Source organism: Phytohalomonas tamaricis, assembly GCF_003012345.1.
Classification (GTDB): Bacteria; Pseudomonadota; Gammaproteobacteria; order Pseudomonadales; family Halomonadaceae; genus Phytohalomonas; species Phytohalomonas tamaricis.
This window is the reverse complement of sequence record NZ_PVRV01000019.1, coordinates 21332-35533: the sequence shown is the minus strand read 5'-3', so window position 1 is coordinate 35533 and position 14202 is coordinate 21332. Positions and strand designations below refer to the sequence as shown.

Annotated in this window: 15 protein-coding genes; 6 read left to right on the top strand and 9 right to left on the bottom strand. The window is 56.9% G+C overall.

Annotated elements, in window-relative coordinates; translation table 11 throughout:
* Positions 1–105 precede the first annotated feature (105 nt).
* The 6 genes from trkA to def all read right to left on the bottom strand — a co-directional run bounded on the left by trkA (position 106) and on the right by def (position 5512).
* Complete coding sequence (trkA, locus tag C3Z11_RS02145) at positions 106–1479, bottom strand: Trk system potassium transporter TrkA (protein ID WP_106475884.1); 1374 nt, start codon at positions 1477–1479, stop codon at positions 106–108.
* A gap of 115 nt (positions 1480–1594) precedes the next feature.
* Positions 1595–1801: a dodecin gene (locus C3Z11_RS02140; protein ID WP_106475883.1), complete on the bottom strand. Its 207-nt coding sequence runs from the start codon at positions 1799–1801 to the stop codon at positions 1595–1597.
* Positions 1802–1847: 46 nt separating this feature from the next.
* Positions 1848–2555, bottom strand: coding sequence for a bifunctional nicotinamidase/pyrazinamidase (gene pncA, locus C3Z11_RS02135; RefSeq protein WP_262927182.1), 708 nt, complete (start codon positions 2553–2555; stop codon positions 1848–1850).
* 101 nt (positions 2556–2656) lie between these two features.
* Positions 2657–3952, bottom strand: coding sequence for a 16S rRNA (cytosine(967)-C(5))-methyltransferase RsmB (rsmB, locus tag C3Z11_RS02130; RefSeq protein WP_106475882.1), 1296 nt, complete (start codon positions 3950–3952; stop codon positions 2657–2659).
* Positions 3949–4911: a methionyl-tRNA formyltransferase gene (fmt, locus tag C3Z11_RS02125; RefSeq protein ID WP_106475881.1), complete on the bottom strand. Its 963-nt coding sequence runs from the start codon at positions 4909–4911 to the stop codon at positions 3949–3951. Before fmt ends, rsmB begins: the two co-directional genes overlap by 4 nt.
* Before the next feature lie 94 nt (positions 4912–5005).
* The gene (def, locus tag C3Z11_RS02120) at positions 5006–5512 is read right to left on the bottom strand and encodes a peptide deformylase (RefSeq protein ID WP_106475880.1); all 507 of its coding nucleotides are present in this window, start codon (positions 5510–5512) and stop codon (positions 5006–5008) included.
* Between the two features lie 373 nt (positions 5513–5885).
* Between def and C3Z11_RS02115 the strand changes: the two genes are divergently transcribed.
* The 4 genes from C3Z11_RS02115 (at position 5886) to hemF (ending at position 9839) form a co-directional block, all read left to right on the top strand.
* The gene (locus tag C3Z11_RS02115; RefSeq protein WP_158700896.1) at positions 5886–6944 is read left to right on the top strand and encodes a LysM peptidoglycan-binding domain-containing protein; all 1059 of its coding nucleotides are present in this window, start codon (positions 5886–5888) and stop codon (positions 6942–6944) included.
* 25 nt (positions 6945–6969) lie between these two features.
* Positions 6970–8160 (top strand): DNA-processing protein DprA, encoded by a 1191-nt coding sequence (gene dprA, locus C3Z11_RS02110; protein WP_262927181.1) that lies wholly within the window; start codon positions 6970–6972, stop codon positions 8158–8160.
* A gap of 80 nt (positions 8161–8240) precedes the next feature.
* Positions 8241–8792, top strand: coding sequence for a Sua5/YciO/YrdC/YwlC family protein (locus C3Z11_RS02105; RefSeq protein ID WP_106475878.1), 552 nt, complete (start codon positions 8241–8243; stop codon positions 8790–8792).
* Positions 8793–8915: 123 nt separating this feature from the next.
* Positions 8916–9839, top strand: a complete 924-nt coding sequence (gene hemF / locus C3Z11_RS02100; protein WP_106475877.1) for an oxygen-dependent coproporphyrinogen oxidase — start codon at positions 8916–8918, stop codon at positions 9837–9839.
* An 81-nt stretch (positions 9840–9920) separates the two neighbouring features.
* Here hemF and C3Z11_RS02095 read toward each other — a convergent pair whose 3' ends face one another.
* Positions 9921–10415, bottom strand: coding sequence for a DinB family protein (locus C3Z11_RS02095; protein WP_106475876.1), 495 nt, complete (start codon positions 10413–10415; stop codon positions 9921–9923).
* Positions 10416–10526: 111 nt separating this feature from the next.
* Between C3Z11_RS02095 and aroE the strand changes: the two genes are divergently transcribed.
* Positions 10527–11360 (top strand): shikimate dehydrogenase, encoded by an 834-nt coding sequence (aroE, locus tag C3Z11_RS02090; RefSeq protein WP_106475875.1) that lies wholly within the window; start codon positions 10527–10529, stop codon positions 11358–11360.
* 10 nt (positions 11361–11370) lie between these two features.
* On the opposite strand, the gene C3Z11_RS02085 is transcribed toward aroE, so the two are convergent.
* Positions 11371–12186, bottom strand: a complete 816-nt coding sequence (locus tag C3Z11_RS02085) for a M48 family metallopeptidase (protein ID WP_106475874.1) — start codon at positions 12184–12186, stop codon at positions 11371–11373.
* Positions 12187–12294: 108 nt separating this feature from the next.
* Between C3Z11_RS02085 and C3Z11_RS02080 the strand changes: the two genes are divergently transcribed.
* On the top strand, positions 12295–13149 hold the full coding sequence (locus C3Z11_RS02080; protein ID WP_106475873.1) for an ATP-binding protein: 855 nt from the start codon (positions 12295–12297) through the stop codon (positions 13147–13149).
* Between the two features lie 63 nt (positions 13150–13212).
* On the opposite strand, the gene C3Z11_RS02075 is transcribed toward C3Z11_RS02080, so the two are convergent.
* Positions 13213–13980, bottom strand: a complete 768-nt coding sequence (locus C3Z11_RS02075) for an outer membrane protein OmpK (protein WP_106475872.1) — start codon at positions 13978–13980, stop codon at positions 13213–13215.
* Positions 13981–14202 lie beyond the last annotated feature (222 nt).

Here is a 14202-nt window from a genome sequence, read left to right as displayed (position 1 = left end):
TGTTTCAACGTAGGTGCTTAAAGGAAATGCATCAAGGCATATCCGCTATGTTTAAGCCCAAAGACATGAACATTTTTCACGTCAATACGAGGTGAGGCTTAGTGTTCAGAAGAAGGAGAGGCCGACCTGGAAGAGTCGCTCGACTTCGCGGATGCGACGTTTGTCTATTACAAACAAAATGACGTGGTCATCAGTTTCAACTTTCAGGTCATGATGGGCAATAAGGACTTCCTTGCCGCGTACAACAGCGCCTATCGTGGCACCTTCCGGCAGCTCGATCTCCTCGATAGTCCGTCCAATCACTTTAGACGAACGAGCATCGCCGTGGGCGATGGCTTCGATCGCTTCTGCCGCACCGCGTCTGAGCGAATGCACATTGACGATGTCACCACGACGAACATGGGTCAGCAGCCCGCCAATCGTGGCCTGCTGCGGTGAAATGGCAATATCGATTTCACCGCCCTGAACAAGATCGACGTAAGCGGCGTTGTTGATCAGCGTCATGACCTTCTTGGCGCCGAGGCGCTTGGCCAGCATTGATGACATGATGTTGACTTCGTCATCGTTGGTCAACGCGCAGAAAATATCGCACTCCTCGATGTTCTCTTCGAGCAGTAGCCGCTTGTTGGTTGCACTACCATGCAGTACGACGGTGCGGTCGAGCTTTTCTGACAACTGGGTGCAGCGCTGCAGGTCGTGTTCGATGATCTTGACCTGATGAGAGTGCTCCAGCGTTTCGGCTAGCCGTTCACCGATATGGCCACCGCCGGCGATGATGATGCGGCGCAGGCGGCGATCAATCTTGCGCAGCTCAGCCATTACCGTGCGAATGTCCTTGCGAGCGGCAATAAAGAACACCTCGTCATCGGCTTCGATCACGGTTTCACCCCGTGGGATGATCGGTCGGTTGCGACGATAGATAGCGGCTACGCGGGTGTCGACATTAGGCATGTGACGCCGCAGGAACCCCAACTCCTGACCGACCAGCGGGCCGCCATAGTAGGCTTTGACCGCAACCAACTGAGCCAGCCCGCCGGCGAAGTCGAGCACCTGAAGGGCGCCAGGGTATTCGATCAGACGACGAATGTGATTAGTGACGACCTGTTCGGGGCTGATCAGTACATCGACCGGAATGGCGTCGTGACTAAAGAGTCCTTTGCGCGTCAGATACGCCGCGGAACGTACCCGAGCGATTTTTGTAGGGGTATGAAAGAAGGTGTGGGCGACCTGACAGGCGACCATATTCACTTCATCGGAATTGGTGACTGCGATCAGCATGTCAGCGTCTTCACCGCCTGCCTGACGCAATACCAACGGGTGTGATCCCTGACCCTGAATGGTGCGAATATCGAGGCGGTTATGCAGGTCACGTAGTCGAACTAGATCGGTATCGACCACGGTGATGTCATTGTCTTCGTGCGCCAGATGCTCAGCGAGCGTACCGCCTACCTGGCCGGCGCCTAAAATAATAATTTTCATGAGCCGCTATCCGCGTAAGGAGGCAGACAGGATAAACCAGGTGAGCAGAGGTGCAAAACGGAACAACAGCGGCGAATGAATCGCCGCTGTGTAGTGAGAAAACCGATGCAGAACTTTACTCGATCGTGAAGCCGACCTTGATGCTGACCTGCCAATGGGCAACTTTGTCGTCGACGATATGCCCACGGGTTTCAGTGACCTGGAACCAGTGCATGTTCTTGACCGATTCACTGGCCTTGGTCAGCGCATTCTGGACAGCATCTTCGATGCCGATTTCTGATGAGCCTGTCAGTTCGATTGATTTATAAACATGATCATTCATGTGTCGCTCCTTGTACGTAGGTTCATTCCATGACGTGCCGTCATGTCTACAGTGATGCAGTATCGACAATGGCGATACCGAGCCGTTCCAGGGTGCTTCGCGTGGCTTCGTCCGTATCGAACGTGACCGGACGCGTCAGCGACCACAGAACATGCGTACGAAAGCCGGCGGCAGCGGCATCCTCTGCAGTCCACAACACGCAGACATCGCGTGCCAGTCCACAAATATAGACGGATTCAACGCCGCGTTCATGCAGCCAGCCGGCCAGACCCGTCGATGGGCGCTGACCATCGGGGCCGATATTGTTGCGAAAGGCGCTATAGGAATCGATACGTGCATCGGTTCCCTTACGGATGATGGCATCAACGCGCCGCCAGTCGAGTGAAGGATGAAGGGCGGCACCCTCGCTGTTCTGAATGCAGTGATCGGGCCACAAGGTTTGATGGTGACCATACAGTTCGAGTGCCTCGAACGGCACCTTGTGATGCGTGCTAGCAAACGAGATATGCCCAGGGGGATGCCAATCCTGAGTGGCAACAACATGAGCAAAACGATCGGCAGCGAGCAGCTGGGCCAACTCAGGCAAAATAGCCCCACCTTCAGCACAGGCCAACGCGCCACCGGGCATGAAGTCCGGCTGAACATCAACAATGATCAAGGCGCTATTACGCACGACCTGCCCGGTAGGGGCCTCGGCGGGTGTGTGCTCCGTAACGGTTGATGCTTCGGTTGCAATGTTAATGGGTTCAGACACGCGATGCGCTCTCGTTTGGCCTGCATGGAATAATCAGTATCGAAGCGACATGCCGTTGTCGCAAGGGGCAACGGCATAAAGCGCATAATCGCTGCACAAATCTACAGTTTAATCTTCTCGATGAGCGCATAGAAAAAGCCGTCGCTGTTGCCTTCTCCCGGCAGTAATTGACGGCCTGATCCCGCGGCCTGCCCCCATTCGGCACTGATCGGCAATGCACGCGCATCGGGGGTGCGTTTCAAGAAGGCGTCGATCTGTGTCGCGTTCTCTTCCGGCATGACCGAGCAGGTGACATAAAGCAGGCGACCGCCACAGGCAAGCGTCGTCCATAGTGAATCGAGCAGCTCGGACTGAAGCGCGGCCAGTGAGGCAATATCTTCAGGTGTGCGCAGATGTTTGATATCGGGATGACGGCGAATGACACCGGTGCCCGAACAGGGCGCATCAAGCAGCAAGGCCTCAAAGCCCTTGCCATCCCACCAATCCAGCGATCTGGCATCGGCATGGATCATGTCGGCACGTAGGCTTAGGCGCGACAGGGTCTCTTCGACACGCTTTAAGCGCGTAGCGTCACTGTCGAGTGCGACCAGATCAAGCTGTGGCGCACGTTCGAGTAAATGCGCTGTCTTGCCCCCTGGCGCACAGCAGGCATCAAGAATACGCGCGTCTGATGAGATACCGTCAAGCAACAGCGGCGCAGCAAGCTGGGCAGCTTCATCCTGCACGCTGACCCAGCCGTCACGAAAGCCAGGCAGGGTGTCAACATCAACCGGTGTATCCAGGGTTATGCCGTCGGCAGCATGACGACTGGGCATGGCTGAGAGGTTTGCCTCGTTAAGCCGTTCGAGATAGGCATCGCGAGAAAGATGGCGCGTGTTGACACGCAGCGTCATTGGCGGCTGTTGGTTATTGGCGGTGATGATGTCACGCCATTGTTCTGGCCAGGCGCTGCGCAGCGTTTTCAGCAGCCAGTCGGGATGCATCAATGCCGCCGCCGGGGCGCGATCCACCTTGGCCTGCAGCTCGACGCGCTCACGTTCGGCACGGCGCAGGCAACCATTCAGCACGCGGGTTGCCCAGGGCTTGCCGAGCGTGCGTGCGGCGCCCGCAGTTTCGCCAACGGCAGCGTGGGCGGGGACACGCATATGGTAGAGCTGATACAGCCCGACCAATAGCAGGGCATGAACGTCACGGTCACGTGCCTTGAAGGGCTGGCGCAGTAACTCTGTAGCTAATGCCTCCAGGCGGGGCAGCGTGCGACAGACGCCATAGCACAGCGCTTTCATGAAGCCCTTGTCGCGCGGGCTCACGTCGGCATCATCGATTCGGGATAGCGAGCTGCGACGATCAAGCAAGGGGACCAATGCGCGCGCGGCGCTGGCACGAACATCGCTCATGATAACTCCTCGGCACCAAGGTGCTTGCCGGGGGCAAACCGCTCGCCCTTGCTGTTCAGTAGGTCGCGCACTGCCAGTGGTTTGCCACCGGGCAACTGTGCCTGGGTGACACGTAAGACACTTTCGGTACAGGCGATGCGCAGCGCATCGTGTGATGGGGCGAGTAGCGTGCCCGGTGCCTCACCACAATCACCTTCTTCGGCTGTGGCGAACCAAAGCCGCAGAGGTTCACCGTCAAGACGTGTCCAGGCCACGGGCCACGGATTAAAGGCGCGTATTCGCGCGGCCAACTCACTGGCGGGACGGGTGAAATCGAGTTCGCCTTCCGCCTTGGAAAGCTTGGCGGCGTAGGTGACGCCTTGCTCAGGCTGTGGGGTGGACGGCAAATCATCTGCGGAGAGGCGATCGAGTGCTTCGATGAGCGCTTCTCCACCGATTGCGGCTAAATCATCATGCAATGTGCCGCCGGTCGTCTCTGCGGTAATCGGCGTTTCGCGCACCAGCAGCATAGCGCCGGTATCGAGCCCTTCATCCATCTGCATGATGGTAACCCCGCTTGTGGTATCACCGGCTTCAATGGCGCGCTGGATCGGTGCTGCGCCGCGCCAGCGTGGCAGTAGCGAGGCATGAACATTGAGTGCGCCAAGGCGAGGGATGTCGAGTACCGCGCGTGGCAGAATCAGACCATAGGCGACCACTACCAGCACATCGATGTCGGCCTCGCTGAGGGGCTGATACGCTTCCGGGCTCTTCAGGCGTTCCGGCTGATGCACGGGCAGGCCGTGCTCGGTGGCAAGCATCTTGACCGGTGAGGCGACGAGCTTGCGGCCTCGGCCAGCGGGCCGGTCGGGTTGGGTGTAAACGCAGACCACCTCGTGCTGGCTGGCGAGCAGAGCCTTAAGACTCTCGGCGGCAAAATCGGGCGTTCCGGCGAACGCAACGCGCAGGGGGCGGGACATTGATGGTTTCCGTAACGTCATAACGGGGAAGCGATGCGAGGCCGAAATGATCGGCCTCCTGGGGTCAGGCAGGGCCTGATAACGATGGTGATGTTCAGGATGTCGTCTTTTGACGCTTTTGCATCTTTTTCTTCACTCGGTCGCGCTTGAGCGGAGACAGGTAATCAATGAACAGCTTACCTTCAAGATGGTCGTATTCGTGCTGAATGCAATGCGCCATCAGTCCATCGGCCTCGAGTTCGAACGGCTCGCCATTGCGATCCAAGGCGCGGGCCTTGACGCGCAGCGCACGTGGCACTTCGGCGTAGTATTCCGGAATCGACAGGCAACCTTCCTGCATGGGTTCGCGTTCGTCGTCGAGCGGTTCATATTCGGGGTTGATCAATACCAGCGGCTGCGACTTGTCCTCGCTGACATCCATGACAAACAGACGAATATGGTGGTCGACCTGAGTGGCGGCAAGCCCTATTCCGGGCGCGTCATACATGGTTTCGAACATGTCGTCGATCAGACGACGCACGTCATCACCAACATGCTCGACCGGCTTCGCGCGAGTGCGAAGGCGTTCATCGGGGTATTCGAGAATCTCGAGAATAGCCATGGCAGAAAAACCGTAAAAGACGTTGGGTAAGGATACGTGGCGAATTGCCGTAAATAGTAATGATGCAATGCGCCTTTATCTGATGTGCCGGAGATCGTGAACATAGTCTCAGCGCTGACGCATAAACAACGCGGCTGCGACGACGTCACGACGCGATGGGCAATGGCTCTATTGTAGTGCGCCAAGGGCGTCAAGAAAACGCCGTATCAACAATGGTATGGGCGAAATGATGTCTCCGGCAGGATACAGGGCATTGCAGGTGCCATGTTCACTCTCGTGAGCACGCGGTAAGCCATGGTATGGCGCTGCGCTAGCTGACAGATATTCCTAACCGTCCCAATACCGGACGTATTACGTCTTCATGCAGGCCAATATGATTTCAACAGGTTACAAGCGTATCAGTACGGTGATGGCTGGAGTGATGGTGTTCTTGTTGTTGTCGCTGCCAAGGGCATTTGCTCAACAGGATGTGACGATCAGAAGCGATGCACCGACACGCTATACCGTGATGGAGGGCGATACGCTTTGGAATATCGCGGCACGTTTTCTCGATCATCCCTGGCAGTGGCCGGCGCTATGGCGTACCAATTCAACCATTGCCGATCCGGATCTGATTTATCCTGGCGATCATCTGATCCTCATGAACAACGGCAACGCGCCATACCTTCAACTGGTACGTGGCGAGGCACGCGTCATCAAGCTTTCTCCGCAGATGCGTCGGTTACCGGAGCGCAATGCCATTGAGGCAATCGAGCTTGATACGCTCAAGGTCTTTCTTGCCGCACATCGCGTCATCGACCCGCAGGCTATCGAAGGGGCAGCGTATGTTGTCAGCGGAGATGATCAGCGCCTGGTCAATGCCGCTGGAGATCGCATTTTTGTTGCCGGTACGTTGCCTGCAGGCAGTCGCCATTTCGGTGTGTACATGCCGGGCGGGTACTATCGCAGCGCCAGTGGCGAGTTACTTGGACAGGCGCTGATTGCGCTTGGCGAAGCAACGCTGGAGCAAACAGGTACGCCGCTGGCAACGCTGCGGCTGACGCGGGTATCGCGTGAGGTCGGGAGCGGTGCATTAATCCTGCCTTACGATGAGGCGCACTTCGAATTGATGTTCATGCCACATCCGGTGGAGTCGCATGTACACGGACGTATCATTGCTACCCCGGATGACACTCGCGTGATCGGCGCGCGCTCGATCGTCGTGATCGGGCTGGGTCAGCGCGATGGTCTCGCCCCGGGTGATGTGCTGGGCGTGCAGCGTCAAGGTGGAACCGTCAGTGATCCGCTCACCCAAGAGACGCTGACACTGCCTGATGAGGAAGCGGGAACGCTGATGGTGTTCCGCAGTTTTGACCGGATCAGCTACGCCTTGGTGATGCGGGCTGATACGCCTCTTGGCATCGGTGATCAGGTCGGAGCGCCGACGCTATGAAAATAACCCGAGAGGCTTTTTTGCCATGACCTCAACGGCCGTCATGACTGCCCGCGACTGGTTGGCCTTATCGTTACTGCCGCGCCTTGGCACGCGTCGCCTGTTTGAATTACGTCGCCAACGGCTGCCCTGGCCGGAAGGCTGGCTAGCCGCACTGCCGGCGGAACCGCAGCGTGTGTTGCGCGGCTATCTTAAGGCGCCGGAAAAAAGTGTGTTGCACAAGAGCATTGCTGCCGGGCTGGCGTGGTGCGAGGCCAATGCTAACCATCATCTGCTTTATCCTGGGCATCCTCATTGGCCTCGCTTGCTGGATGAACTGCCGGATCCTCCCGCCGTGCTATGGGGGTGGGGAGCGCTTGATTGCCTTGAGGTGCCAGCGCTTGCCATGGTGGGGACACGACGCCCAACGCGTGAAGGACTCGATAATGCCGCTATGTTTTCTCGCGCGCTGGTGGCATCTGGTTATAGCGTGATCAGTGGCATGGCGCTGGGCATCGATGGCCAGGCTCATGCGAGCGCACTCGATGCGGGAGGGCGTACAGTGGCCGTGCTCGGCTGCGGTGCCGATGTACTCTATCCGCGTCAGCACAGGGACCTTCGACGACGCTTGCTTGAGTCCGGTGGCTTGATTCTGAGTGAACATCCGCCCGGCACTAGCGCTCACCCGCGCCATTTCCCTCGCCGCAACCGGTTGATTACAGGTCTTTCACGTGGCGTGCTGGTAGTCGAGGCGGCACTGAAGAGCGGCTCGCTGGTCAGTGCGCGGCTAGCAATGGAACAAAATCGCGATGTGTTTGCTCTTCCCGGCTCGATTCATAACCCTCAGGCAACCGGGTGCCTCTGGTTGATTCAGGAAGGTGCACGACTAGTCACTAAAATTGACGATATTCTCGTCGAGCTGCCACCACTGAATGATGAGGCCATGGCTGCCTATGACATGGCGAGTCCGGACGAGTCATTGGGGGAAGCAACCAGCCTGTTTGCGTCCATCACAGATGCGCAGGCTAAAACGGCTGAGCCTATCTATGCGGACTATGCGGATGATGATCCACTGTTGAGGCTGCTTGGCGGCCAGCCTACGCCGTTGGATACACTGGTCGAGCTTTCGGGTATCGATGTTACTCAGTGTTCTACCCAGTTGTTAATGCTGGAGCTTGAGGGAAAGGTCATGCAGGCGCCGGGAGGCTGGGTGCGCGTGTCGGGAGAGATAAGATAGCAAGCCATATCGATGGGGATGAGGTGTGACAAGGAAAAACGTTATCATGGCGTTTTTATTTACCCGTTAGCGGTCACATCATGACACCTGAAATCAGTAACGATATTTTGGCCGCGCTTCGGCGCAGCGAAGTGATTGCCTACCCGACTGAAGCTGTCTGGGGACTTGGCTGTGATCCGGACAGCACTCAGGCGCTTGAGCGAATCATGGCCCTCAAGCAGCGTGACCCTGCCAAGGGAGTGATTCTGGTTGCCGCCGATATCACGCAATTTGCTCCCTGGCTTGACGGCCTCGAGGCGTCGCTTTACACCAGGTTGGAAGCAAGCTGGCCGGGGCCGGTGACCTGGCTGGTACCTGATAATGGTCGGGCACACCCTCTCGTACGCGGTGAGCATGCTGCAGTCGCACTGCGTGTCAGTGCTCACCCGCTAGTCCAAGCGCTGTGTCATCGTTTCGGAGGGCCCATTGTGTCGACCTCCGCCAACAAGGCCGGGCAGATGCCCTGCCTGTGCAGCGATGAAGTACGGTCAGTATTCGGTGATAGCGTTACGGTCGTTGAGGGCTCACTGGGGGGCCGCACGCGACCCAGTGACATTTTTGATCTTGTGAGTGGTCATGCCTTGCGCGCATAGTTCAGGGTTAATAACCCCACAATAGTTGCGGCAATTTTACACAGCGCTTGTACTGTCTTTTTAGCATCAATGACGAAACAATAGCCTCGCCGCACTTATCTTGTTCACAAAGGAGGCTTTCCCTTGTCCACGGCCAATCTCGAAGATGTCAAAGGCTTCCTGCTGGATTTTCAGGATCGAATGTGTGATGCGCTTGCCAAGGAAGATGGCGCCAAAACGTTCATTGAAGATGCCTGGAGCCGAGAGCAGGGCGGGGGTGGCCGTTCGCGCGTTATTGTAGACGGTGCCTTGTTCGAGAAAGGCGGCGTCAATTTCTCTCATGTCTTCGGTGAAGGTTTACCCGCTTCGGCCACTGCAGTGCGCCCCGAGCTTGCCGGACGCAGTTTTCACGCGGTAGGGGTGTCCTGGGTGTTGCATCCCCACAATCCTCATGTCCCCACCACCCATGGCAATGTGCGGTTCTTCATCGCTGAAAAGGAAGGCGAGGCGCCGGTGTGGTGGTTCGGCGGCGGCATCGATCTGACGCCCTATTATCCCTACCATGATGATGTACTTCATTGGCACCGCGTCGCGCGTGACGCCTGTGTGCCCTTCGGTGACGAGGTTTATCCACGTTACAAGGCGTGGTGCGACGAGTATTTCTACTTAAAGCACCGTGATGAAACACGCGGCGTGGGCGGGCTTTTTTTCGATGATCTCAATGAAGGCGGTTTCGATACGTGCTTTGCCTTCCAACGGGCGGTAGCCAACTGTTTTCTTGATGCCTATTTGCCGATCGCCCAGAAGCGCAAGGATACGCCCTATGGTGAAAATGAACGTGACTTCCAATGTTATCGGCGTGGACGCTATGTCGAGTTCAACCTTGTCTATGACCGAGGCACTCTGTTCGGGCTGCAAAGCGGCGGGCGCACCGAGTCGATCCTGATGTCGATGCCGCCGGTGGCGCACTGGGCCTACCAATGGCAGCCGGAGCCCGGCACGCCCGAGGCCGAGCTTTATACAGATTATCTGCATGCCCGTGACTGGTTGGGAGAAGCCGACGAATAATTGATGTCTGGCAGGGTTATGCAGCAGATGAGTATATCGAGGCCTGGCAAATGCCAGGCCTCGATCATTGGATATACCGGGTTATGGGGCCAGTCGATAGTAGTAGAAATCAAGTTCTGGCATCGGTTCGCCAAGACCATTCAACGCGGCACTGAGTTGCCCACGATGGTGCGTTCCATGATTGACGACATGAAAGATCAGCTCGGCAACGCTGAGTTGTAAAAGTTGCCCACAGTCGTTGGTAAAGGCGATGGTGCGCTGTGTATCAGCATCGTTGAGTGATACCGTTGCGGCTTTCCAATATCGGCACTGTTCGCGCAGGGCGCGGGCAAGTACATCTCGATCAGCTTCGATTTTGGTCTCAAGCGTGTTTGTTGGCGGCTGGGTACCCTTGAGACGAGCATGCCAGAGTCGCTCCGCTGTGAGGAGATGATTCAGAGTGCCGTGAATACCATGAAAAAACAGGCCCAGATCACGGCGGTAGTCACCTTCGGTGATGACGGAGCAGGCTTCCAGCATGCGCTCGGTTGCCCAGCCGTGATAGTCGATTAGTGTACGCAGATGATCGGCTAACATGCAGTGTCCTCTGGGAGGCCTCGTTTATTGTTAAGTGACGCATACAGCGAAAGCGTTAAGTGATTCTGCCATCCCAGCGGCTAAGCTGTAGAATTTTTTTAAGGAGGCTTCATGAGCGATCTTTATTGCGTCTTCGGGAACCCCATCAAGCACTCCCGCTCGCCTTTCATCCACACGCTTTTTGCTGAGCAAACCGGCGAGGTATTGCGCTATGAAGCGCGGCTGGCACCCTTGGATGATTTCCAGGGGGTATGGGATGATTTTGTCGCCGAGGGTGGGTTAGGCGCCAATGTTACCGTGCCGTTTAAGTTGGACGCGTTACAGCTTGCCGATGTATTGAGTGCGCGCGCACAACGTGCGCAGGCGGTCAATACGCTGACATGCGGCAAGAACGGGAAAGTATATGCAGATACGACCGATGGGGTCGGCCTGGTACGCGATTTGACGTCTCTCAATGCCCCGCTTGTCGGCGCACGCATTCTTGTTCTGGGCGCCGGTGGCGCCGTTCGAGGTGTTCTTGAACCCTTGCTGGCCATGGGGCCGGAGGCCATCTTCGTCGCCAACCGAACCGCGAGCAAAGCGCGGGAGCTTGCGGCAAACTTCGAGGATCTAGGTAAGGTTAGCGGCGGTGGCTTCGAGGCTTCTGATGTACAGGCGGGGGGCTTCGATCTGGTGATCAACGGCACGAGTGCCAGTTTAGCCGGTGAACTGCCGCCGCTGCCGGACACCCTGTTCAGCGCCCACGGTTTTGCTTATGACATGATGTATGGCGCCGAGCCCACCGTATTCATGCGGTGGGCCGAGCCCCGAGCTGCTGCTACGGCTGATGGTTTGGGCATGCTCGTTGAGCAAGCTGCTGAATCGTTTTTCCTGTGGCGCAATATTCGCCCCGATACTGCATCGGTACGCGAGGCGCTGCGCCACAGCCTGCTTGAAAAAAAGTGATTAAGCCAGGTTAGCTGGAGGGACGCAACCTGTCACAGTTAGGTTTACGCTCCGCCTGTTGCGCTTGCTGATAGTACTGTTCGGCCTGAGACATATTGCTCTGCAGAGCCTCGGTGCGTTGACCATTGCTGGGGTGGGTCGAGGCCCATACCGGCGGTTCACCCGCTGAGTTGGCGGACATGTTCTGCCACAATGCAATGCTTGCCTGGGGGTCGAACCCGGCCTGAGCCATTAGATCGAGCCCCAGAATATCAGCCTCTGACTCCTGACGGCGTGAGAAAGGTAGAATCACTCCATACTGGGCACCGGCGCCCAGCAGCCCCATCAGCTGCTCGCCACCGGCACTGCTCAGCCCAGCGGCTGACTGCAATACCGATAGCCCCGTCTGGGTGATCGACTGGGTTGAGACCCGTTCATTGGCATGGTGGGCCAGCACGTGGGAGACTTCATGCCCAAGGACCGCAGCGAGTTGATCCTGGTTCTTGGCCACGTCCAAAAGCCCCGTGTTGACGCCGATATGACCACCGGGCAGGGCGAAGGCGTTGGCTTCATCATCCTTGAAAACCTTGACCTCCCATTGACTGATACCGGCATCGGCGGGCACCTGAGCGGTTATGGCATTAGCTACGCAGGAGACATATTCAGCGGTCTGCCCCTGTACCACCGGTAGGTCCTGCTGGTACTTGGTAAAGGACTCTTCTCCCATCTGATTGACTTCGTCCTGAGAGAATAGCGTCAGCTGCGACCGCCCGGTGGGTGACGTCGCACAGGCGGCGAGGGTGGCGCACAGTGTGGAAGCAAGCGTTAAGGACACGAGTCGATTCATGCTCGGTGTATTCTCCGGTGAGAGGCGTCTAGACGTGACCGGTTAGTCTCTTCAAGATAACGGCACGTTTCCTTGCGTCAATCGTAACGCTTATCTTTGGAGTTATGCATGAACGACGACTTAAATGTGCGTCTGCTTCATCTGCTGGATCGCCTCGAGCCCCTCTTGCCCCCGGAACATCATGCCATCGACTGGTCGCGTGACGTTGCTGCGTTATGGCAGCGCCACGCGCTCGGCGGCCGGCTGGTACCGGTCACGCCACGTGATAGCGTCCATGTCGATGAGCTGGTAGGCATCGAGCGCCAAAAGCGAGCATTGGTAGACAATACCCGTGCTTTTCTGGCCGGGCGTCCCGCCAACCATGCGCTTTTATGGGGGGCGCGCGGCACCGGTAAGTCCTCACTGATTCGTGCGCTGATCAATGATCTCTCAGGCGAAGGGCTGCGCTTGATTCAGGTAGACCGCTACGATCTGATCGGGCTGCCGGCGTTGGTCGCCGAGCTGCGTGACGTTGAGCACCGCTTCATTGTCTACTGTGATGATCTATCGTTTGAAGGCAACGACGATGCCTACAAGGCACTCAAGAGTGTGCTTGACGGAACGCTGACCGGGCCGCCCGAAAACGTACTGCTATATGCGACGTCCAATCGTCGTCACTTGTTACCGGAATCGACCAGCGACAATAACGAAACCCAAATCGTTGACGGTGAACTGCATCATGGCGATGCGGTGGAGGAGAAGATTTCGCTGTCGGATCGCTTTGGGCTATGGCTTGCTTTCCACCCCTTCAACCAGACGATCTATCTCGAAGCCTGTGCCCACTGGGTTGAGTCTCTCGGCGGAGCATGGAACGAAGAGGCTAGCGCTGAGGCGCTGCGCTACGCGCTTCAACGTGGCGTGCGAAGCGGACGTGCCGCCTGGCAGTTTGCCGCCTACTGGGTGGGCACTCAGCTATCTGAGTAAAGAGCGCGAGAAAAGTAGACCCGGCCAGCAGGCCGGGTCTTTGCATTATGAATAACGCAGGTCTCAGAGATTGTATTTGAGCAGGAAGCTGGTGACGTTATCGTTGGAATCGAAACCAGTGCTGTTCTCGATGCCGTATTTGTCCTTCCAGTAGCTATATTCAACCCCGATGTAGAGCTTCTGCCCTTCCCAGTTCACGGCCTTGCCAAGGTCATACTTGATCTGTGGGTTGAAGTGCAGGTTGGAGTGGTAGCCGTTATCGTTATCGACAATCCAGTCGATGAAACCATCAACGAGAATATTCGAGCGTCCTGCCGGGACAGTGAACGACCAGGTCGGGGTGACCTGTACACCCTCGCCGTCACGGCTGCCCTGCGGATTGCGGTAGTAGAAGTTCAACTGGGCATAGTTGAAGCCGGGGATCTGCAAATCGAAGCCTGGGCCGATCAGAAACGTATCGACATCCCCCTCACCGAATTCGCGCGTCATCGCCAGCAGTACATCGCTGACTGGCCCCACGGATAAGTCCTGACCGAAAATCTTGTTGAAGCTCAGGCGTGGTGAAAATTCACCGTAATAAGTGTTGTCGCCGCTCGTTGAAGAATCCTTGCCGTTATAGAACGTCTTGTCGACAAAAAGAAACAGATCGCCAATGCTCCAATCGCTGGCATGTTCGAACGTGATCGTATTTTGAATGCTTGGGTCGACGGCAAAATCCTTGCCGTAGAGATAGGTCAAACTGTTGCCCTGCCAATTGATCAGATCGGCCGCCATGGCATTACCGGCCAAGAGTCCGCCAGCCAGTAAACTGCAGGTAATACACTTTTTCATGATAATCCCTGAATCAAGGTTCTTATGGTTATCGAATCGTTGCCACGCCCGATGACAATGTCGTCAAATCCAGAGCAATTGGCGTGCCAAAAAGAAGAAGGATTGTATACATCTTGATGTATATGGGAAGGCAGAAGTGCTGCATGACGCAGAGTACGGCTGTTTAGCATATGTGAACGGTCGGGCAGGGGCCGTTGTGGTGCGCAAGTCGTACCTAGCTAC

What these genes read in the sequence shown, in the direction of transcription:
- C3Z11_RS02105 (WP_106475878.1), top strand. Translation starts at nt 8,241, where the DNA reads ATGACACCTGAAATCAGTAACGATATTTTGGCCGCGCTTCGGCGCAGC.
- C3Z11_RS02140 (WP_106475883.1), bottom strand. Translation starts at nt 1,801, where the DNA reads ATGAATGATCATGTTTATAAATCAATCGAACTGACAGGCTCATCAGAA.
- C3Z11_RS02095 (WP_106475876.1), bottom strand. Translation starts at nt 10,415, where the DNA reads ATGTTAGCCGATCATCTGCGTACACTAATCGACTATCACGGCTGGGCA.
- C3Z11_RS02085 (WP_106475874.1), bottom strand. Translation starts at nt 12,186, where the DNA reads ATGAATCGACTCGTGTCCTTAACGCTTGCTTCCACACTGTGCGCCACC.
- C3Z11_RS02115 (WP_158700896.1), top strand. Translation starts at nt 5,886, where the DNA reads ATGATTTCAACAGGTTACAAGCGTATCAGTACGGTGATGGCTGGAGTG.
- rsmB (WP_106475882.1), bottom strand. Translation starts at nt 3,952, where the DNA reads ATGAGCGATGTTCGTGCCAGCGCCGCGCGCGCATTGGTCCCCTTGCTT.
- fmt (WP_106475881.1), bottom strand. Translation starts at nt 4,911, where the DNA reads ATGTCCCGCCCCCTGCGCGTTGCGTTCGCCGGAACGCCCGATTTTGCC.
- def (WP_106475880.1), bottom strand. Translation starts at nt 5,512, where the DNA reads ATGGCTATTCTCGAGATTCTCGAATACCCCGATGAACGCCTTCGCACT.
- aroE (WP_106475875.1), top strand. Translation starts at nt 10,527, where the DNA reads ATGAGCGATCTTTATTGCGTCTTCGGGAACCCCATCAAGCACTCCCGC.
- trkA (WP_106475884.1), bottom strand. Translation starts at nt 1,479, where the DNA reads ATGAAAATTATTATTTTAGGCGCCGGCCAGGTAGGCGGTACGCTCGCT.
- dprA (WP_262927181.1), top strand. Translation starts at nt 6,970, where the DNA reads ATGACCTCAACGGCCGTCATGACTGCCCGCGACTGGTTGGCCTTATCG.
- C3Z11_RS02075 (WP_106475872.1), bottom strand. Translation starts at nt 13,980, where the DNA reads ATGAAAAAGTGTATTACCTGCAGTTTACTGGCTGGCGGACTCTTGGCC.
- C3Z11_RS02080 (WP_106475873.1), top strand. Translation starts at nt 12,295, where the DNA reads ATGAACGACGACTTAAATGTGCGTCTGCTTCATCTGCTGGATCGCCTC.